The organism is Streptomyces sp. MMBL 11-1, from assembly GCF_028622875.1.
Taxonomy (GTDB): Bacteria; Actinomycetota; Actinomycetes; order Streptomycetales; family Streptomycetaceae; genus Streptomyces.
In genome coordinates this window covers 1073804-1091813 of record NZ_CP117709.1, presented here as the reverse complement: position 1 = coordinate 1091813, position 18010 = coordinate 1073804, and the positions used below count along the sequence as shown (strand labels likewise).

18 protein-coding genes and 1 pseudogene are annotated in these 18010 nt (G+C 72.3%); 15 read left to right on the top strand and 4 right to left on the bottom strand.

The window, feature by feature from the left end:
• Positions 1 to 276 precede the first annotated feature (276 nt).
• On the top strand, positions 277 to 774 hold the full coding sequence (locus tag PSQ21_RS04550; protein WP_274029115.1) for a peptidylprolyl isomerase: 498 nt from the start codon (positions 277 to 279) through the stop codon (positions 772 to 774).
• 104 nt (positions 775 to 878) lie between these two features.
• On the opposite strand, the gene PSQ21_RS04545 is transcribed toward PSQ21_RS04550, so the two are convergent.
• Positions 879 to 1280: a DUF5997 family protein gene (locus PSQ21_RS04545; protein ID WP_274029114.1), complete on the bottom strand. Its 402-nt coding sequence runs from the start codon at positions 1278 to 1280 to the stop codon at positions 879 to 881.
• A 58-nt stretch (positions 1281 to 1338) separates the two neighbouring features.
• Here PSQ21_RS04545 and PSQ21_RS04540 point away from each other — a divergent pair, with 58 nt between their 5' ends.
• From PSQ21_RS04540 to PSQ21_RS04525, 4 genes are all read left to right on the top strand, one after another.
• Positions 1339 to 2142 (top strand): LysR family transcriptional regulator substrate-binding protein, encoded by an 804-nt coding sequence (locus PSQ21_RS04540; RefSeq protein WP_274029113.1) that lies wholly within the window; start codon positions 1339 to 1341, stop codon positions 2140 to 2142.
• Positions 2143 to 2221: 79 nt separating this feature from the next.
• Positions 2222 to 3094, top strand: coding sequence for a helix-turn-helix transcriptional regulator (locus PSQ21_RS04535; RefSeq protein ID WP_274029112.1), 873 nt, complete (start codon positions 2222 to 2224; stop codon positions 3092 to 3094).
• A gap of 214 nt (positions 3095 to 3308) precedes the next feature.
• A complete protein-coding gene (locus PSQ21_RS04530; RefSeq protein WP_274029111.1) occupies positions 3309 to 4382 on the top strand; it encodes an SMP-30/gluconolactonase/LRE family protein in 1074 nt (357 codons plus the stop codon).
• 268 nt (positions 4383 to 4650) lie between these two features.
• Positions 4651 to 6063, top strand: coding sequence for a hypothetical protein (locus tag PSQ21_RS04525; protein WP_274035637.1), 1413 nt, complete (start codon positions 4651 to 4653; stop codon positions 6061 to 6063).
• Here the strand turns inward: PSQ21_RS04525 and PSQ21_RS04520 are convergent.
• Positions 6057 to 6254: pseudogene (locus tag PSQ21_RS04520) on the bottom strand (HEAT repeat domain-containing protein); the annotation flags it as partial. The gene PSQ21_RS04525 and the pseudogene PSQ21_RS04520 sit on opposite strands and share 7 nt — an antisense overlap.
• Entirely contained in the window at positions 6250 to 6858 is a 609-nt protein-coding gene (locus PSQ21_RS04515; RefSeq protein WP_274029109.1) for a GOLPH3/VPS74 family protein, read from the bottom strand. The gene PSQ21_RS04515 and the pseudogene PSQ21_RS04520, both read right to left, overlap by 5 nt.
• 178 nt (positions 6859 to 7036) lie before the next feature.
• Here PSQ21_RS04515 and PSQ21_RS04510 point away from each other — a divergent pair, with 178 nt between their 5' ends.
• The 7 genes from PSQ21_RS04510 to PSQ21_RS04480 all read left to right on the top strand — a co-directional run bounded on the left by PSQ21_RS04510 (position 7037) and on the right by PSQ21_RS04480 (position 13239).
• Positions 7037 to 7366: a deoxyxylulose-5-phosphate synthase gene (locus tag PSQ21_RS04510; protein WP_274029107.1), complete on the top strand. Its 330-nt coding sequence runs from the start codon at positions 7037 to 7039 to the stop codon at positions 7364 to 7366.
• A 327-nt stretch (positions 7367 to 7693) separates the two neighbouring features.
• Complete coding sequence (locus PSQ21_RS04505; RefSeq protein ID WP_274029105.1) at positions 7694 to 8038, top strand: hypothetical protein; 345 nt, start codon at positions 7694 to 7696, stop codon at positions 8036 to 8038.
• Between the two features lie 331 nt (positions 8039 to 8369).
• Positions 8370 to 9398 carry an N-acetyl-gamma-glutamyl-phosphate reductase gene (gene argC, locus PSQ21_RS04500; protein ID WP_274029103.1) on the top strand — a complete coding sequence of 343 codons (1029 nt, stop codon included), beginning with the start codon at positions 8370 to 8372 and terminating at the stop codon, positions 9396 to 9398.
• Positions 9395 to 10549 carry a bifunctional glutamate N-acetyltransferase/amino-acid acetyltransferase ArgJ gene (argJ, locus tag PSQ21_RS04495; RefSeq protein ID WP_274029102.1) on the top strand — a complete coding sequence of 385 codons (1155 nt, stop codon included), beginning with the start codon at positions 9395 to 9397 and terminating at the stop codon, positions 10547 to 10549. Before argC ends, argJ begins: the two co-directional genes overlap by 4 nt.
• Positions 10546 to 11475: an acetylglutamate kinase gene (argB, locus tag PSQ21_RS04490; protein ID WP_274029101.1), complete on the top strand. Its 930-nt coding sequence runs from the start codon at positions 10546 to 10548 to the stop codon at positions 11473 to 11475. Before argJ ends, argB begins: the two co-directional genes overlap by 4 nt.
• Positions 11472 to 12677 carry an acetylornithine transaminase gene (locus PSQ21_RS04485; RefSeq protein ID WP_274029099.1) on the top strand — a complete coding sequence of 402 codons (1206 nt, stop codon included), beginning with the start codon at positions 11472 to 11474 and terminating at the stop codon, positions 12675 to 12677. The genes argB and PSQ21_RS04485 overlap by 4 nt, the downstream gene beginning before the upstream one ends.
• A 25-nt stretch (positions 12678 to 12702) precedes the next feature.
• Entirely contained in the window at positions 12703 to 13239 is a 537-nt protein-coding gene (locus PSQ21_RS04480; protein ID WP_006123291.1) for an arginine repressor, read from the top strand.
• A gap of 10 nt (positions 13240 to 13249) precedes the next feature.
• On the opposite strand, the gene PSQ21_RS04475 is transcribed toward PSQ21_RS04480, so the two are convergent.
• Positions 13250 to 13951: a L,D-transpeptidase family protein gene (locus PSQ21_RS04475; protein WP_274029095.1), complete on the bottom strand. Its 702-nt coding sequence runs from the start codon at positions 13949 to 13951 to the stop codon at positions 13250 to 13252.
• Positions 13952 to 14182: 231 nt separating this feature from the next.
• On the opposite strand from PSQ21_RS04475, the gene PSQ21_RS04470 reads away from it, so the two are divergent.
• The 3 genes from PSQ21_RS04470 to PSQ21_RS04460 all read left to right on the top strand — a co-directional run bounded on the left by PSQ21_RS04470 (position 14183) and on the right by PSQ21_RS04460 (position 18002).
• Positions 14183 to 15376: an argininosuccinate synthase gene (locus PSQ21_RS04470; protein ID WP_274029094.1), complete on the top strand. Its 1194-nt coding sequence runs from the start codon at positions 14183 to 14185 to the stop codon at positions 15374 to 15376.
• A 114-nt stretch (positions 15377 to 15490) separates the two neighbouring features.
• On the top strand, positions 15491 to 16921 hold the full coding sequence (gene argH, locus PSQ21_RS04465; RefSeq protein ID WP_274029093.1) for an argininosuccinate lyase: 1431 nt from the start codon (positions 15491 to 15493) through the stop codon (positions 16919 to 16921).
• Positions 16922 to 17030: 109 nt separating this feature from the next.
• Positions 17031 to 18002 carry an aldo/keto reductase gene (locus PSQ21_RS04460; RefSeq protein WP_274029092.1) on the top strand — a complete coding sequence of 324 codons (972 nt, stop codon included), beginning with the start codon at positions 17031 to 17033 and terminating at the stop codon, positions 18000 to 18002.
• Positions 18003 to 18010 lie beyond the last annotated feature (8 nt).

Here is an 18010-nt window from a genome sequence, read left to right as displayed (position 1 = left end):
CACGCCCCGGCCCCGGCCCCGGCCCGCGTGCGGTGGGCAATGGTGGCGCGCGGGCGGCTCCCGCGGCCCGGCCGACACGGATGCCGGAACGGCCCTCGGGTACGTCATGAACCGGATGGGCCCCCGGCTCGCCCACGTCCCGCGCGGGTCGGCCCTGGTGAACCCCGCCCGAGCGGCCCGCGGGGGCCGCCGGGAGGCGGGCGGAACAGGGCGCCCGACGTGTGTCGACCCAACCCGGGTTTCACCTGTGGTTCCCAGGAATGTGAGGATGTCACCATGACAACCAAGGTCTACTTCGACATCACCATCGACGACGCGCCCGCAGGGCGGATCACGTTCAACCTGTTCGACGACATCGTCCCCAAGACGGCGGAGAACTTCCGCGCGCTCGCCACCGGCGAGAAGGGCTTCGGCTATGCCGGCTCGTCCTTCCACCGCGTCATCACCGACTTCATGCTCCAGGGCGGCGACTTCACCCGCGGTGACGGCACCGGCGGCAAGAGCATCTACGGCGAGAAGTTCGCCGACGAGAACTTCAAGCTCAAGCACGACCGTGTGGGCCTGCTCTCGATGGCCAACGCCGGACCGAACACCAACGGTTCGCAGTTCTTCGTCACCACGGTGCTCACCCCGTGGCTGGACGGCAAGCACGTGGTCTTCGGCGAGGTCGCCGACGACGACAGCATGGCCCTGGTCCGCAAGATCGAGGCGCTCGGCTCCCCCAGCGGCAAGACCAGCGCCAAGGTCACCATCGCCGAGTCCGGCACTCTCTGACCGATCCGGTCAACCAGACGGGCCCGTAGCGGGGCCGTTCCACCGACGTACGCGTCGGCGGAACGGACCGGCCGCGGGCCCGTGGCATGTCGTGTGCGGCCGTTCTACCGCCGATCGTCGGACTGCGCGGCCCGCTCGGCGTTGCGCTCCTTGATCCGAGCGGCCTCCTTGCGCACCTCGGCCTGTGTGGCGCGCTCCTTCTGGAGCCACTCGGGCATCTCGTCCTTCAGCGCGTCGATCTGCTCGGTGGTGAGCGCCTCGGTGACCCCGCCGCGGGCGAGCCCCGCGATGGAGACGCCGAGCTTCGCGGCGACGACCGGGCGGGGGTGCGGGCCGCTGCGGCGCAGCTCCACCAGCCAGGCGGGCGGGTCGGTCTGGAGGGCGTTGAGCTCGGTGCGGGAGACGGCACCCTCCTGGAACTCGGCGGGGGTGGCCTGGAGGTACACACCCAGCTTCTTCGCCGCCGTGGCGGGCTTCATGGTCTGGGCGGTCTTGTGCGACGTCATGGGTCCAGGGTATCGACCATGGGACATACCTCCGACCACCTGCCGGTAGCCTGGTTCCGTGACAGGCTCGGACATCCCCTCATCCTTCAGGCTCGCGTACGTCCCCGGCGTGACGCCCACCAAGTGGGTGAGGGTCTGGCACGAGCGGCTGCCCGCCACCTCCCTGGAACTCGTCCAGGCCACCGCCGCCGAGGCGCCGGATCTGCTCGCGGGCGGCGGCGCCGACGCCGGTCTCGTACGGCTCCCGGTCGACCGGAGCGTCCTGAGCGCGATCCCCCTCTACACCGAGACGACCGTCGTCGTGATCCCCAAGGACCACGTCGCGACCGCCGCGGAGGAGGTGTCGCTCGCCGAGCTGTCCGACGAGATCGTGCTGCACCCGCTGGACGACCTCCTCGACTGGGAGACCCTGCCCGGCCGCCCCGCCGCCGAGCGCCCGGCGACCACGGCGGACGCGATCGAACTGGTGGCGGCGGGCGTGGGCGTCCTCCTCGTCCCGCAGTCCCTGGCCCGCCTCCATCACCGCAAGGACCTCACCTACCGTCCGGTCCCGGAAGCCCCCGTGTCACGCGTGGCCCTGTCCTGGCCCGAGGCGGAGATCACCCCCGACCTGGTGGAGGAGTTCATCGGGATCGTCCGGGGGCGCACCGTCAACAGCACCCGTGGCCGCGCGGCCACCCCGCCGCGCCCGGCGAAGGACAAGGCCAAGGACAAGGCCAAAGCGAAGGACAAGGGCAAGCGGGCCGGTGCGGGCGGCGGGTCGGGTGGCGCCCGGAACAGGCCCGCGGCGGGCAGGAAGCCCTCGTCGGGCGGACGGACCGGAGGCCAGGGCGGCAAGCGCGGAAAGCCGCGGGGCCGGTAGCGCACCGGGGCTCGCTGCTCCCGTGACCGGCCGTCCTGTCCGCTTCGTTCCGGGCCGGGCGTGCGGAGACAATGAACGTATGGGTACACAGGGAGAGTTGGGCGACTTCTTACGCTCACGGCGGGCCCGGATACGTCCCGAGGACGTCGGCTTCGCCTCGGGTTCCGGCAGACGCCGCGTGCCGGGCCTGCGGCGGGAGGAGCTGGCGCATCTGGCGGGTGTGAGTGTCGACTACTACGTCCGGCTGGAACAGGGCCGCAACCACGGGGCGTCCGACGCCGTCCTCGGAGCCGTCGCCGTCGCTCTCCGACTGGACCGGGACGAGCACGACCACCTCGTACGGCTCGCGCGCCGGCAGCGGAACGGGGCCGCCCGCGCCGCGTCCGGCGCGGACCGTACGGCCCGGTCGTCTCCGGCCCACGCCCCGGACGGTGGTGAGGCCACACGACCCGAAGTGCGGCACCTGCTGGACTGGATCGCCGCACCCGCCCTCGCCATGGGGCGCCGAATGGACGTCCTCGCCTGGAACCGTCCTGCCTGTGCCCTCATCACCGACTTCGCCCGGCTCCCGCCCCGGGACCGGAACATGTGCCGCCTCCATCTCCTCGACGAGAGGATCGGCAGCCGCTACCCGGAGCGCGACACGATCGCCCGGGAGGCCGTCGGCACGCTCCGGATCGCCGCGGGCCGCTTTCCCGAGGACCGCCTGCTCGCGGAGCTGATCGACGAGCTGAACGCGGCGAGCCCGGAGTTCCGGCGTCACTGGGCGGCGCACACGGTCCGGACGAAGGCGTACGGCGTCAAACGCATCGATCACCCGGAGCTGGGCCGGCTCGCGCTCGGCTACGAGATCACCTCCTTCCCCCAGGACCCGGAGCTGAGCCTGCTCGTCTACACGGCGCCGCCGGACACTCCGGAGGCGAAGGTGCTGCACGCACTGGCCGAGCGGTGACGACGGAGGAGCCGGCCCCGGCGCCGCGGCGCGTCGGACGATGGTGGGTGCGGCGTACCCAGGGACGGCGCGACCCGGGGACAGCGGGACCCGGGGGGCGGCACGGCAGCGGGAGGACGGCCCGCCCCGGCCGACGATGGCACAGCAGCACGGGAACACCGGAGCCCCGACGGCCGTCGGGGCTCCGACGCCATCGAGAGGGATTCCACACCTCATGCGCCTGCTCGTAGCCGTCACCGTCGCGGCGCTCACCGCCGCATCGCTCGCCCTCGCCCCCGGGGACACCGCACCTGCCCCCGGAGAGGCCGCACCCGCCCCGGGGAGGGCCGCTCCGCCCGACCGGTACGTGGTGCCGGGTGACCGGGCCTTCCCCACCGGACTCGCCATGGACCCCACGTCCGGCCACTTCTACGTCGGCAGCGCGGAGGACGGCACGCTCTACCGGGGGCACCTCTCCGAGCCGGCCGTCGAGGTCTGGTCGCCCGCGGGCCAGGACGGACGCACCTTCACCTCGGGAATGAACATCGACCCCGCGGGGCGTCTCTTCGCCGGGGGAGGCGCGACGGGCACTCTGCGGATCTACGACACCGGGAGCAAGGCTCTGCTCGCCCGGCTGAAGGGCAGAACGGGCGGATTCGTCAACGACATCGCCCTGGCCGGTGACGGCACGGCCTACGTCACCGACTCGTTCAAGCCCCAGATCTACCGCGTGACGCGAGCACCGGGCGGACGCTGGGCGATGCGTCCCTGGCTCGACGTCGAGGCGGCCGGCGTCGAGTGGATCCACGGGCAGCACAACCTCAACGGCATCGTCGCCGTGGGAAGCCGGCTGCTCGCGGTGCAGAGCAACACCGGGCGGCTGTGGCGGATCGACCCGGCGACCCGAGAGGTCGTCGAGGTGGATCTCGATGGTGAGAACCTCCCGGGCGGCGACGGCCTGGCCTGGCGCGACGGCCGCCTGTACGTCTCGCAGGGTGACCTCTTCGAGGGGCCCGGGGCACAGTCCCGTGTCGCGGTCGTCGAGATGAGCGAGGACCTGTCACGCGGGCGCGTGGTGGACGGACTCGCGCCGCCGGAAGGGCTGCTGCACCCGAGCGCGGTCGCCCTCACGAGCAGGGCGGTCGACGGGGCGGCCGACGGGGCGGGCGCGGCCGGCCGGGTGCTGGTGGTGAACAGTCAGTTCAACCGCTGGTCCGCGGGGTTGCCGCCGCAGTCGCTCCCCTTCACCGTCTCCTCGCTGCCCCTCCCCGCGCGGCCCTCCGACCGGGCCGCCCGCTCCACTCGCTGAGCCTTCTCGACGGCGTTCATGACCTGGGCGTTGCGGGGCGGTTCGGAAGCCGCCCCAAGGCCCTGGGCGTTGCGGGGCGGATCCGGAGCCGCCCCGCAACGCCACCCCACGCCGGTTGTCTCGTTGATGGAGCAACCGCCGTATGCAGGGGAGTGTCCGTCCGATGCCGAACATCCGCAGGCCGATGACGCACATCCGCAGGTCGACGCCGCATATCCGCAGGCCGATGACGCACATCCGCAGTCCGTTGCAGAACATCCGCAGGCTGGTGCCGAGCTCTCGCAGAACCCAGCACCTCGGTCTCGTCGGGATGCTCCTCATCGCCGTGGCCTTCGCCGGACTCCAGCTGACAGCGGTCACCGGACGGGCATCACCCGATACGAAGAACTACCTCTCCTACGCCCTGAGCCTCAGCGGCGAGGACCGCCGGGAGGCGGGCCGGCTGGCCATCGGCTACTCCTGTGCCAGCGGGCAGCACGCCCCCCTGAACACCATCCCCTGGACCAGCAGGAAGGCCGCGGGAGAGTCGGAGGAACAGTGCGTGCGCCGCCTGAACGACTCGGTCGCGTACTGGTCCGGCCACGGCAACACGTCGGGCATGACCGCGCCGTTCGCCAACCAGCGCTTCATGGCCATCTTCGAGGCCAGGCCCGGCTATCCGCTGCTCCTGGTCCCCTTCGTGACCGCCTTCGGCCTCACCTGGGGTCTCTGGCTCGCCGGGCTCGTCGTGGCGCTGGCCGGAAGCGTCTGCGTCCTGCTCGCCCTCCGGGCCGCGGGGGCTTCCCGGCGCGCCGGTCTGGCCGGACAGGCCCTGTACCTCGCCCTGCCCACCGGCACCGTCGCCATGAACCCCCTGAGCGACGGGCTCTCCCTGGCGCTCGGCACGGCGGTCGTCCTCGGCTGCGTCCTGCTGCTGCGGGACCGGCCCCGTACGGGCGCGGCGCTCGTGGCGGGCGGACTCGCCCTGATGTTCCTCGTCCGCTACTCGCAGGCCCTGCTGCTGGCGGTCGCCCTCGCGGGCGTCTTCCTGGCCTGGTCCGGGTGGCTCCGCCTGAAGCGGCGGAGGCCCGCGCCCGTACTGCGGGCGGCTGGGCTGTGCGGTGCGCTGGCGGCGATCGTCTACGCCGGGGCGCACCTCCTGTCCTGGCCCATGGGCCAGGACAGCGCCCAGGACCTGCTGACCCACCACTACCAGCGCCCCGATCTGCCCGACCCCTGGCCCGAGTTCTTCGTCCAGGAGCGGATCTTCTGGTCGGCGTGGCTCCGCCGCCAGGCCACCTACCCGGTCCTCCCCGTCCTGCTCGCACTCTCGGCCTGGGCGCTGCTGAAACGGCGCTCCGTGGTGCTGCCCGTCGCCCTGGCGGCAGGGGCGGCAGGCCTCCTCAACCAGGCGGGCCACCCGAACCTCGACCAACTGCTCGGCTACCGCCTCATCGTGTTCGTCTGGCTGCTGCCCGCACTGGCCATTCCGCTGCTCCTGGACCGGCCGCGGAGGGGCCCCGCGTCACGGGACGCGGCGCGGGGCCCTGCGCGGACGGAGGAACCGGAGGAACCGGAGGAACCGGAGGAACCGGAGGAACCGGAGGAACCGGAGGAGCTGGAGGCCACGACGGCCCACGCCGCGGTGGCCCCCGTGGGCGGCACCCCGGGCGAGGTCCGTCACCCCAGGTCGCGCGGCTGAAGCAGGTACGCCGCGGTCAGCGCGATGGCGCGGTCCTCGTCGTCGGCGTCGGTCAGAAGCGCCCGGGTGAGCGCCGCCCACGCCCGCCGGTCGCCGATCTTGGACAGCGTGTGCAGCGCCTGGCTCCGCGCCCGCGTCCCGTCGGAGCGGACTTCGCTGAGCCGGGGAAGCGTGACGGACTCCGGCTCACGGTCCGCGCCAGATGTTGGCGAAGGCCGTGTTCTCGATGGTCCGCCTCTGGCGTACGGCCTCCAGCTCCATCACCGCTTCGTGGACGGTGGCGACCACGGTCGTCACCGTCTCGTCGTCGAGGCGGGGCTCGTCGTCGCCGGATCGTCCGCCGTCGATGCCCACGGCCGACGCGAGGGCGGCCAGGACGGGTTCCCCCTCCTCCCGGCGGCCGACGGCCCGGTGGCGGCCGGGTGTATCGACCAGCTCCACGCGTCTGGGGCCGAAGGGCAGCCGACCGCTTCGCTTCTGCGTGAGTTCGCCGTCCTCCTTCAGCGCGTCCTGGTAGGTGGCCGCGAGGTCCCGGCCCCGCCGCCACAGCCAGTCCTCGATCCGCTCGTAGGGCGGCTGCCGGACGATCTGCGCGGCGGCCGAGCCGAGGAGCGGGTCGTCCGGCGCCGACGACCCGCCCGGCACGATGAGGTCGCCGTCCACGGCGACGGCCCCCGCACCGATGAGATCGAGCAGTTCGGCTCCCGCGAGCGCGAGCGACAGGTCACCCTGCCCCACGGTGTGCTCCGGTACCGGATCCATGGCGATGATGAACAGGTCTTTCGCCGTGGTCATGAACGGCTCCCCTCAGAGGCATCGGCAAGGCGTGCCCCACCGGCCGCCCCGGCCAGGAGCCGGTTCGGCGGCGGGGCGACCGCTACGACCAGTATCGCCTCCGCCCGTGCCGTCCGGCCCTGGTCGAGCCCCGCGGAAGTCGATGGCCGTCTCCCGGCGCGATCCCTAAGCTCACCCCGTGAGCCATGGGAAAACCTCGTACGTCTGCCTCCCCTGCCGGGCCTCCTTCAAGCAGCCCCACGACCGGGCGAGGCAGCGGAACTGTCCGCGCTGCGCGGGGCCGATGATCCACGCGGGATCGGCCTTCGCCGCGCCGCGAAGGCGGGATGTCGCGGCATGGCGGGCCCTCGCGGTGCTGCTGAACGCGGGAGTGGGGTTCCACAAGAGCTGCTGCGGCGGGCCGGGATTCCGTCCACGGACGCCGCGTGAGGTGCGTGAGCGGCTGGCGTACGCGCGACGCACTGGGACGCCGGTCGCCAGGGCGCTCGTCCGATGGGATGTGCCGTAGCGCCGGTGCGCCGCACCGGGTGACGGCCCGGCCCGGACGTGCCCGGCGGTCGGCGGCGGTGCCTCGCGGCGTCGGTCCCGCCGTCGGATTCCCCATCCGGTGTCGCCCGTCGCCCCGTCCCGGGGCGGCCCCGGATCATGGTCCGTCACTTTATGTGTCACCATGTATGCGTAGCGTCACGCCACTGCCGCTTCGGGGCCCCGTCCGTCAGTGCGCTCGCGGATACACATTCCCGCGCGTGGCCCCACCCGGAACCGGACCGGCCTGTTGTCGGGGGAGGGGTGCGGCAGTCACGGCAACACCCCACCGTCCAGAAGGATTACACCCATGCGCTTTCGCTCCGCCCTTCCCGCCGTTCTCGGCGCCGCTCTGCTGCTCGCCGCCGTTCCCACTTCCGCTTCGGCCGCCGAGGGACAGTTCCGCTACGACTACGTGACCGTCGAGGGGTACGAGGCGACCGGCTTCCTGAACAGCCCGCCCAGCGGCGAGTGTGTCAACCTCCCGGGCGTCGGCCTGGAGAACCCCGAGCCCGGACACTCCCCGAAGAACCGCACGGACGCCTGGGCGGAGGTCTTCACGGATGTCGACTGCCAGGGCGCTTCCTTCCCGCTTCGCCCGCACACCGGTGGGGCCTCGGAGCGGCTGAAGGTGCGTTCGGTCATCTTCCACTGACACACCGCTGCACGCGCACACGCGCCGCCACACGCACTGCCGCTTGCACCGCCGCCGGTGGCCCCCGCACGGGGGGCCACCGGCGGCGGCGTTTCGCCCAGGAGCCGACGCGAAGACCACCGCGCATGCCGGGCACGCCCCCGCGTCGGGCGCCTCCGTCGGCCGGGCGGGACTCCACGGTCGTCCTCGGGTCGGCCCACGTGGCGAACATTCCGGCCGTGGCGGGGGTGTTCGCCGCCGCTTCCCGGTCACGTGCGCCCTCGCCCCCGCGACTCTTTGCATAAAAGTGCGCCGATGCGTATAGTCATGCCATCGATCAGGAGGGTTACCGATGGTGGTACGAGCAGCAGTGGCAGGGGCGAGCGGCTACGCCGGCGGGGAGCTTCTCCGCCTCCTGCTGGCGCACCCGGGCGTCGAGATCGGTGCTCTCACCGGGCACTCCAACGCCGGGCAGGCGCTCGGGTCGCTCCAGCCGCACCTGTGGCCGCTGGCCGACCGGGTGCTGGAGCCCACCACCGCCGAGGTGCTCGCCGGTCACGACGTCGTCTTCCTGGCGCTTCCGCACGGCCAGTCCGCCGCCGTCGCGGAGCAGTTGGGGGAGGAGGTCCTCGTCATCGACATGGGGGCCGACTTCCGGCTGAAGGACGCCGGTGACTGGGAGGCGTTCTACGGGTCCCCGCACGCCGGGACCTGGCCCTACGGGCTGCCCGAGCTGCCGGGCGGGCGGGTGGCGCTCGCCGGTTCCCGGCGCATCGCCGTGCCCGGGTGCTACCCGACCGCCGTGTCCCTCGCGCTCTTCCCCGCGTACGGGGCCGGCCTCGCCGAGCCGGAGGCCGTGGTCGTCGCCGCGTCGGGCACCTCGGGTGCGGGCAAGGCGGCCAAGCCGCATCTGCTCGGCTCCGAGGTGATGGGCAACATGACCCCGTACGGCGTCGGCGGCGGGCACCGCCACACGCCGGAGATGATCCAGAACCTCAGCGCCGCCGCCGGTGAGCCGGTCACCGTCTCCTTCACGCCCACCCTCGCGCCCATGCCGCGCGGCATCCTCGCCACGTGCAGCGCGAAGGCCAGGCCCGGGGTGAGCGCCCAGGGCCTGCGGGCCGTGTACGAGAAGGCTTTCGCGGACGAGCCGTTCGTGGACCTGCTGCCCGAGGGGCAGTGGCCCGCCACCGCCGCGGTGTACGGCTCCAACGCCGTACAGGTCCAGGTCGCGTACGACGCGGCGGCCGGGCGGATCATCGTGATCAGCGCCATCGACAACCTCGCCAAGGGCACCGCGGGCGGTGCCCTCCAGAGCATGAACATCGCCCTCGGACTCCCCGAGGACACAGGTCTTTCGACGATCGGAGTGGCACCGTGAGCGTCACGGCAGCACAGGGGTTCGTCGCGGCGGGCATCGCCGCGGGAATCAAGGAGAGCGGCAACCCGGACCTGGCCCTCGTGGTCAACAACGGGCCGCGCCGCGCCGCCGCGGGCGTCTTCACCTCCAACCGCGTCAAGGCCGCCCCGGTGCTCTGGTCGGAGCAGGTCCTCAAGGGCGGCGAGGTCACCGCCGTCGTCCTCAACTCCGGTGGCGCCAACGCCTGTACGGGGCCCCAGGGCTTCCAGGACACCCACGCCACCGCCGAGAAGGCCGCAGAGGTGCTGGAGGGTCACAGCGCCGGCGAGATCGCCGTCGCCTCCACCGGGCTCATCGGTCTCCTGCTCCCCATGGACAAGCTGCTCCCCGGCATCGAGCAGGCCGCCGCGGCCCTCAGCGAGCACGGCGGTGAGAAGGCCGCCATCGCCATCAAGACCACCGACACCGTGCACAAGACGGCCGTCGCGGGCGGCGAGGGCTGGACCGTCGGCGGCATGGCCAAGGGGGCGGGCATGCTCGCCCCGGGCCTGGCCACCATGCTCGTCGTCCTCACCACCGACGCCGACGTCCCCGCACCCGCGCTGGACGCCGCCCTGCGCGAGGCCACCCGCACCACCTTCGACCGGGTCGACTCCGACGGCTGCATGTCCACCAACGACACCGTGCTGCTGCTCGCCTCCGGCGCCAGCCGAATCGCCCCGGAACAGGCCGAGTTCGCCGAAGCCGTACGCGCCGTCTGCGCGGACCTCGCCCGGCAGCTCATCGGCGACGCCGAGGGCGCGTCCAAGGACATCCGGATCGAGGTGGTCAACGCGGCCACCGAGGACGACGCCGTCGAGGTCGGCCGGTCCATCGCCCGCAACAACCTCCTCAAGTGCGCGATCCACGGCGAGGACCCCAACTGGGGCCGCGTCCTCTCCGCGATCGGCACCACGAAGGCCGCCTTCGAGCCGGACCAGCTCAACGTCGCCATCAATGACGTCTGGGTCTGCAAGAACGGAGGCGTGGGTGAGGACCGCGACCTCGTCGACATGCGCTACCGGGAGGTCAGGATCACCGCCGACCTCGCCGCCGGCACGGAGTCGGCCGTCATCTGGGCCAACGACCTCACCGCGGAATACGTCCACGAGAACAGCGCGTACAGCTCATGAGCACCGCGCGGAAGCACACCGCACTCCCGAAGGCGCAGATCCTCATCGAGGCGCTGCCCTGGCTGACCCGGCACCACGGCAGGACCGTCGTCATCAAGTTCGGCGGCAACGCCATGATCGACGAGGAGCTGAAGGCCGCCTTCGCCCAGGACGTCGTCTTCCTTCGGCACGCCGGCCTCAAGCCCGTCGTCGTGCACGGCGGCGGCCCCCAGATCAGCGCCCAGCTCGACAAACAGGGCCTGGTCAGCGAGTTCAAGGCCGGGCTGCGGGTCACCACCCCCGAGGCGATGGACGTCGTCCGGATGGTGCTCGCCGGACAGGTCCAGCGCGAGCTCGTCGGGCTCCTCAACCAGCACGGCCCCCTCGCCGTCGGCATGACCGGCGAGGACGCCCACACCATCACCGCCACCCAGCACCGGCCCACCATCGACGGCGAGCTCGTCGACATCGGCCGGGTCGGCGAGATCACCGCCATCGACACCGGGGCCATCCAGGCGCTGCTGGACGACGGCCGCATCCCGGTCATCTCCTCCATCGCCCGCTCCGCCGACGACCACCACGTCTACAACGTCAACGCCGACACCGCGGCCGCCGCGCTCGCCGCCGCCCTGAACGCCGAGACCCTGATGGTCCTCACCGACGTCGAGGGGCTCTACGAGGACTGGCCCAACAGCGACGACGTCATCAGCCGGCTCACCGCGAGCCAGCTGGAGAAACTGCTGCCCGAGCTGTCCAGCGGCATGGTCCCCAAGATGCGGGGCTGCCTGCACGCGGTGCGCAACGGCGTCGAGACCGCCCGCGTCATCGACGGCCGCGTCCAGCACTCGATCCTGCTGGAGATCTTCACCGACGAGGGCATCGGCACGATGGTCGTGCCCGACGCCCCCATCGACGTACACACAGGGCCTGAACAGGGGGAATCATGACCGGCACCGAGGGGCCAGGACTCACTCAGCGGTGGCAGGGCGCGCTGATGGACAACTACGGCACGCCCCGACTGCCGCTCGTCCGCGGCGAGGGCGCCCACGTCTGGGACGAGGAAGGCACCCGTTACCTCGACTTCGTCGGGGGCATCGCGGTCAACGCCCTCGGCCACGCCCACCCCGCCGTCGTCGAGGCCGTCTCCACCCAGATCGCCTCCCTCGGCCACGTTTCGAACCTGTTCATCGCCGAGCCGCCCGTCGCGCTCGCCGAGCGGCTGCTCCAGCTGTTCGGCCGTCAGGGGCGGGTCTTCTTCGCCAACTCCGGCGCGGAGGCCAACGAGGCCGCCTTCAAGATGGGCCGGCTCACCGGGCGCACCCACATGGTCGCCACCGACGGCGGCTTCCACGGCCGGACCATGGGCGCGCTCGCCCTCACCGGCCAGCCCGGGAAGCAGGAGCCCTTCCGCCCGCTGCCCGGCGACGTCACCCACGTGCCGTACGGGGACACCGACGCGCTGAAGGCCGCGGTGACCACCGACACCGCGCTGGTCGTCATCGAGCCGGTGCAGGGCGAGAACGGCGTCGTCGTCCCGCCCGCGGGCTACCTGGAGGCCGCCCGGGAGATCACCCGGGCGACCGGCACCCTGCTCGTCCTGGACGAGGTCCAGACCGGCGTCGGCCGCTGCGGCCAGTGGTTCGAGCACCAGGCCCACCAGGGCGTCGAGCCGGACATCGTCACCCTCGCCAAGGGCCTCGGCGGCGGCCTGCCGATCGGCGCGACGGTCGCCTTCGGCCCGGCGGCCGACCTGCTGAAGCCCGGGCACCACGGCACCACGTTCGGCGGCAACCCGGTCGCCTGCGCCGCCGGACTCGCCGTCATCGACACCCTCGCGGCCGACGGCGTGCTCGCCGACGTCAAGCGGCTCGGGGAGAGGATCCGCGACGGCGTCGAGGCTCTGGGACACCCGCTGGTCTCCCACGTCCGCGGCGCGGGCCTGCTGCTGGGTATCGTGCTCACCGGACCCCTCGCACCGCAGGTGCAGCAGGCGGCCCAGGGAGCCGGCCTCCTGGTGAACGCGCCCGCCCCCGATGTCGTACGGCTCATGCCGCCGCTGATCATCGGTGACGCGGAGGTGGACGCGTTCCTGGAGATCCTGCCGAGCGCTCTCGACGCGGCATACGGGGACGGACGATCCGGAGCATGACCCTCCGGAGAATGAGGCGACGACGATGACCGAGGCGCAGGAATCCGAGCACGGCGGGCCGTCCGTGCCGCAGACCCGCACCGCCCGCCACCGCCGGATCGTGGACATCCTGAACCGGCAGCCGGTCCGCTCGCAGAGCCAGCTGGCCAAGCTCCTCGCCGACGACGGGCTGAGCGTCACCCAGGCGACGCTCTCCCGGGACCTGGACGAGCTGGGCGCGGTGAAGATCCGCAACACCGGCGGCGAGCTGATCTACGCGGTGCCCAGCGAGGGCGGCTTCCGCACCCCGCAGGCCCCGCTGGGCGGCTCGGCCAAGGAGGAGCGGATGCGGCGGCTCTCGGCCGAACTGCTCATCTCGGCGGAGGCCTCGGCCAACCTCGTGGTGCTGCGCACCCCGCCGGGCGCCGCCCAGTTCCTCGCCTCGGCCATCGACCAGGCCGAACTGCACGACATCCTCGGCACCATCGCGGGCGACGACACGCTGATGCTCATCAGCCGCGACCCGAACGGCGGCCAGGCGCTCGCCGACCACCTGCTGAGGCTCGCTCAGAACGACCGCTGAACAGCCCCGCTCAGTAGCGCGTGATCGCGGTCGGGCCCGAAGCGGTGCCGACCGCGATGCGCGGTGCGCGCTCCGGGTCCGCCCAGGCGAGGATCTCCGCCACGGCGTCCGCCGGGACCGAGACGCACCCGGCCGTCGCCCCGCGCCCGTTCACGTGGAGGAAGATTCCCGCGCCCCTGCCCCGTACCGGACGGTCGTAGTTGAAGCCGATCACCAGTGCACGGGCGTACTGCGTGCCGTAGGAGACCAGGTGCTCGGCCTCCGCCGCCCGGCAGTGGCCGGGGCGCGGCTCCACCCAGCGGTTGTAGGCGCGCGACTCGTTGTCCTGGCACCACCAGGAGTCGTCGGAGACCTCGCGGTACGGATACGTCGTCCCCGCCGGGGCGTCCTCGGTGCCGAAGGCGTACGGCAGGTCGTACAGCCCGGTGGGGGTGGTGCTGGTGCCCTGCTCCCGGCGGTCGCCCTCGACCAGCCCGTTCGCCCCGAACCGCGCGGGCGCCGACCCGGCCTCCGCCCACCTGCCCCCGCGCCGCTCCCACCAGGTCACGGTCCCCGTCGTGGAGCCGGCGTCGGGGGCCTCGGCGGTGATCAGCTGGGAGCCGCCGCCCGTGTCCGCCATCCGGTCCGGCAGGCGAGGGGCGTCGGCGGGCCCGGCCCCGAGGGAGCCGGCCAGGGCGAGGAGTACGGCGGCGGTCACCAGTGATCTGCGCATGCTCCGGACCGTACGGCGGCCGGCGGGCACGCCCCACCGGACCTGCTCCGTACGGCCCAGTTGTCCACCGGCTCGCCGAGGCCGTGCGCCCGCACGTGGTGCGCCGGCCCCGGATGGCGCACCACATCGGGTGAAACGGCCGGGTGCACCCTTCTGACCTGCCACTTTGACAAACAATACGGTGGACTGCATAGTTATACCCATCAGTGATTGCACCGTAAGGAGAAACCCGTGACCGAGCGCGTCGTACTCGCCTACTCGGGCGGCCTGGACACCTCCGTCGCCATCGGCTGGATCGCCGAGGAGACGGGCGCCGAGGTCATCGCCGTTGCCGTGGACGTCGGCCAGGGCGGCGAGGACCTGGACGTCATCCGCAAGCGCGCGCTCGCCTGCGGTGCCGTCGAAGCCGAGGTCGCGGACGCCAAGGACGAGTTCGCCGAGGAGTACTGCCTCCCGGCGATCAAGGCCAACGCCCTCTACATGGACCGCTACCCGCTGGTCTCGGCCCTCTCCCGGCCGACCATCGTCAAGCACCTCGTCGCCGCCGCCCACAAGCACAACGCCGGGATCGTCGCCCACGGCTGCACCGGCAAGGGCAACGACCAGGTCCGCTTCGAGGCCGGCATCTCCGCGCTCGGCCCCGACCTGAAGTGCATCGCCCCGGTCCGCGACTACGCGATGACCCGGGACAAGGCGATCGCCTTCTGCGAGGAGAAGAGCCTCCCGATCGCGACCACCAAGAAGTCCCCGTACTCCATCGACCAGAACGTCTTCGGGCGCGCCGTCGAGACGGGCTTCCTGGAGGACATCTGGAACGCGCCGATCGAGGACATCTACGAGTACACCGAGAACCCCGCCGTCCAGCGCGAGGCCGACGAGGTCGTCATCTCCTTCAAGGAGGGCGTGCCCGTAGCCATCGACGGCCGTCCCGTCACCGTCCTCCAGGCGATCCAGCAGCTCAACGAGCGGGCCGGCGCGCAGGGCATCGGCCGGATCGACATGGTCGAGGACCGGCTCGTGGGCATCAAGTCCCGCGAGGTGTACGAGGCGCCCGGCGCCATCGCGCTGATCACCGCCCACCAGGAGCTGGAGAACGTCACCGTCGAGCGCGAGCTGGCCCGCTACAAGCGGCAGGTCGAGCAGCGCTGGGGCGAGATGGTCTACGACGGCCTGTGGTTCTCCCCGCTGAAGCGGGCCCTGGACGGCTTCATCAACGAGGCCAACCAGCACGTCACCGGCGACATCCGGATGACCCTGCACGGCGGCCGCGCCGTCGTCACCGGCCGGAAGTCCGAGGAGTCGCTGTACGACTTCAACCTCGCCACCTACGACTCGGGCGACACCTTCGACCAGTCCAAGGCGCAGGGCTTCATCGAGATCTTCGGCCTCTCCTCCAAGATCGCGGCCAAGCGCGACCTCGCCTGACCCTCCCTCGTTGTACAGCCGCCTCCCCGTCGTCACGCGGCAGGGAGGCGGCCGCATATCCGCACCGTGGCCTACGCCCGGGCCTTTGCCTTCGCCTTTTCTGAGGAGCACGCAGTGAGCAGCAACAACGGTGACGTCCGGCTCTGGGGCGCGCGTTTCGCCGACGGACCGGCCGAGGCGCTGGCCAAGCTGTCCGCGTCCGTCCACTTCGACTGGCGGCTCGCGCCGTACGACATCGCCGGCTCCCGAGCCCACGCACGCGTCCTCAACAGGGCGGGCCTGCTCAGCGAGGACGAGCTGACCCGGATGCTCGCCGGGCTCGACCAGCTCGAAGCCGACGTCGCGGACGGCTCCTTCACCGGGACCATCGCCGACGAGGACGTCCACACCGCGCTGGAGCGCGGACTCCTGGAGCTCCTCGGCGCCGACCTCGGCGGCAAGCTGCGGGCCGGGCGGTCGCGGAACGACCAGATCGCCACGCTCTTCCGGATGTACCTGCGCGACCACGCCCGGATCATCGGCGGCCTGATCGCCGGCCTCCAGAGCGCGCTGGTCGGTCTCGCCGAGGCCCACGCCGACGTGGCGATGCCGGGCCGGACCCACCTCCAGCACGCCCAGCCCGTCCTCTTCGCCCACCACGTGCTCGCCCACGTCCAGTCCCTGTCCCGGGACGCCGAGCGGCTGCGCCAGTGGGACGAGCGCACCGCCGTCTCCCCGTACGGCTCCGGGGCGCTCGCCGGATCCTCGCTCGGCCTCGACCCGGAGGCGGTCGCCGCCGACCTCGGGTTCGAGCACGGCTCGGTCGCCAACTCCATCGACGGCACCGCCTCGCGGGACTTCGTCGCGGAGTTCGCCTTCGTCACCGCGATGATCGGCGTCAACCTCTCCCGGATCGCGGAGGAGGTCATCATCTGGAACACGAAGGAGTTCTCCTTCGTCACCCTGCACGACGCCTTCTCCACCGGCTCCTCGATCATGCCGCAGAAGAAGAACCCGGACATCGCGGAGCTGGCCCGGGGCAAGTCGGGCCGCCTCATCGGCAACCTGACCGGCCTGCTCGCCACGCTCAAGGCGCTCCCCCTCGCGTACAACCGGGACCTCCAGGAGGACAAGGAGCCCGTCTTCGACTCCTGCGACCAGCTGGAGGTCCTGCTCCCCGCCTTCACCGGGATGATGGCCACCCTCACCGTCCACCGCGAGCGCATGGAGGAGCTGGCCCCGGCGGGCTTCTCGCTCGCCACCGACATCGCGGAATGGCTGGTCAAGCAGGGCGTTCCGTTCCGGGTGGCGCACGAGGTGGCCGGCGCCTGCGTCAAGGAGTGCGAGCGGCAGGGCATCGAGCTCGACCAGCTCACCGACGAGCAGTTCGCCAAGATCTCCGAGCACCTCACCCCCGAGGTCCGCACGGTGCTCCACGTGCGGGGCGCCCTCGCCTCCCGCGACGGCCGGGGCGGAACGGCCCCCTCCGCCGTCGCCGTACAGCTCGCCGAGGTGAAGGAAGACCTCGCCGCCCAGCACGCCTGGGCGACCGCCGGTCGCAGGTAACGCCGGTCAGGTGCGCGCGGGAGCCGCGTCGCACCAGATGGACGAAGGGTGTCGCGGGCCGCGCTCACCGGGGTAGGAGTAACCGAAACCCGACCCCGAGGAGCCCGCGATGCCCTTCGCCGCCCTGGCCGCCGCGACGACCCCGACCGCCCACATCGGGCTGGGCCTTGCCGCCGTCGGGAGGCCCGGCTACATCAATCTCCACCGAGACCGGGACCTGCCCGCCGACCGCGATCCCGACGCCCTGCGCGCCCGTACGCACGAACTGCTGGACGCCGCGTACGCCCAGGGCGTCCGGTACGTCGACACCGCCCGCTCCTACGGCCGGGCCGAGGAGTTCCTCGCGGAGTGGCTGGATGCCCGGCCCTCGTTCACCGACCTCGTCGTCGGCAGCAAATGGGGGTACACCTACACCGCCGACTGGGCCGTCGAGGCCGAGCAGCACGAGGTCAAGGACCACAGCCTCGCCACCTTCGAGCGCCAGTACGCCGAGACCCGGGCCCTTCTCGGCGACCGGCTCAGCCTCTACCAGGTCCATTCGGTCACCCCGGACAGCCCGGTGCTCACCGACAAGGAACTGCTCGGCCGCCTCGGGGCCCTGGCCGCCGACGGCGTCACCGTCGGCCTCACCACCAGCGGGCCCGCCCAGGCCGACGCCATCCGGGCCGCCCTCGCCGTCACGGTCGACGGCGAACCCCTCTTCCGTACGGTCCAGGCCACCTACAACGCCCTGGAGACCTCGGCCGCGTCCGCGCTGGCCGAGGCCCACGACGCCGGGCTCACCGTGATCGTCAAGGAGGGCATGGCCAACGGCCGCCTCGCCGGGGAGGAGGCCCCCGCCGTGTTCCAGGAGATCGCCGCCGACGCGGGCGTCGGCGGTGACGCGGTCGCCCTCGCGCTGGTCCTGCACCAGCCCTGGGCGGGCGTCGTGCTCTCCGGCGCCGCCACGGCGGGCCAGCTCTCCGGCAATCTGCACGCCGCCGTCGTCGACCTGGACGACGAGCAGCGGGCCCGCCTCGACGCGCTGGTCGAGGAGCCGGAGGCCTACTGGCGGCACCGGGCCGCACTGCCCTGGCACTGAAGCCCGCC

Coding starts and splice junctions, on each gene's coding strand:
- argC (WP_274029103.1), top strand. CDS start 8,370: ATGGTGGTACGAGCAGCAGTGGCAGGGGCGAGCGGCTACGCCGGCGGG.
- PSQ21_RS04530 (WP_274029111.1), top strand. CDS start 3,309: ATGCGCCTGCTCGTAGCCGTCACCGTCGCGGCGCTCACCGCCGCATCG.
- PSQ21_RS04550 (WP_274029115.1), top strand. CDS start 277: ATGACAACCAAGGTCTACTTCGACATCACCATCGACGACGCGCCCGCA.
- PSQ21_RS04485 (WP_274029099.1), top strand. CDS start 11,472: ATGACCGGCACCGAGGGGCCAGGACTCACTCAGCGGTGGCAGGGCGCG.
- PSQ21_RS04545 (WP_274029114.1), bottom strand. CDS start 1,280: ATGACGTCGCACAAGACCGCCCAGACCATGAAGCCCGCCACGGCGGCG.
- PSQ21_RS04460 (WP_274029092.1), top strand. CDS start 17,031: ATGCCCTTCGCCGCCCTGGCCGCCGCGACGACCCCGACCGCCCACATC.
- PSQ21_RS04475 (WP_274029095.1), bottom strand. CDS start 13,951: ATGCGCAGATCACTGGTGACCGCCGCCGTACTCCTCGCCCTGGCCGGC.
- PSQ21_RS04515 (WP_274029109.1), bottom strand. CDS start 6,858: ATGACCACGGCGAAAGACCTGTTCATCATCGCCATGGATCCGGTACCG.
- PSQ21_RS04505 (WP_274029105.1), top strand. CDS start 7,694: ATGCGCTTTCGCTCCGCCCTTCCCGCCGTTCTCGGCGCCGCTCTGCTG.
- PSQ21_RS04535 (WP_274029112.1), top strand. CDS start 2,222: ATGGGTACACAGGGAGAGTTGGGCGACTTCTTACGCTCACGGCGGGCC.
- PSQ21_RS04480 (WP_006123291.1), top strand. CDS start 12,703: ATGACCGAGGCGCAGGAATCCGAGCACGGCGGGCCGTCCGTGCCGCAG.
- argB (WP_274029101.1), top strand. CDS start 10,546: ATGAGCACCGCGCGGAAGCACACCGCACTCCCGAAGGCGCAGATCCTC.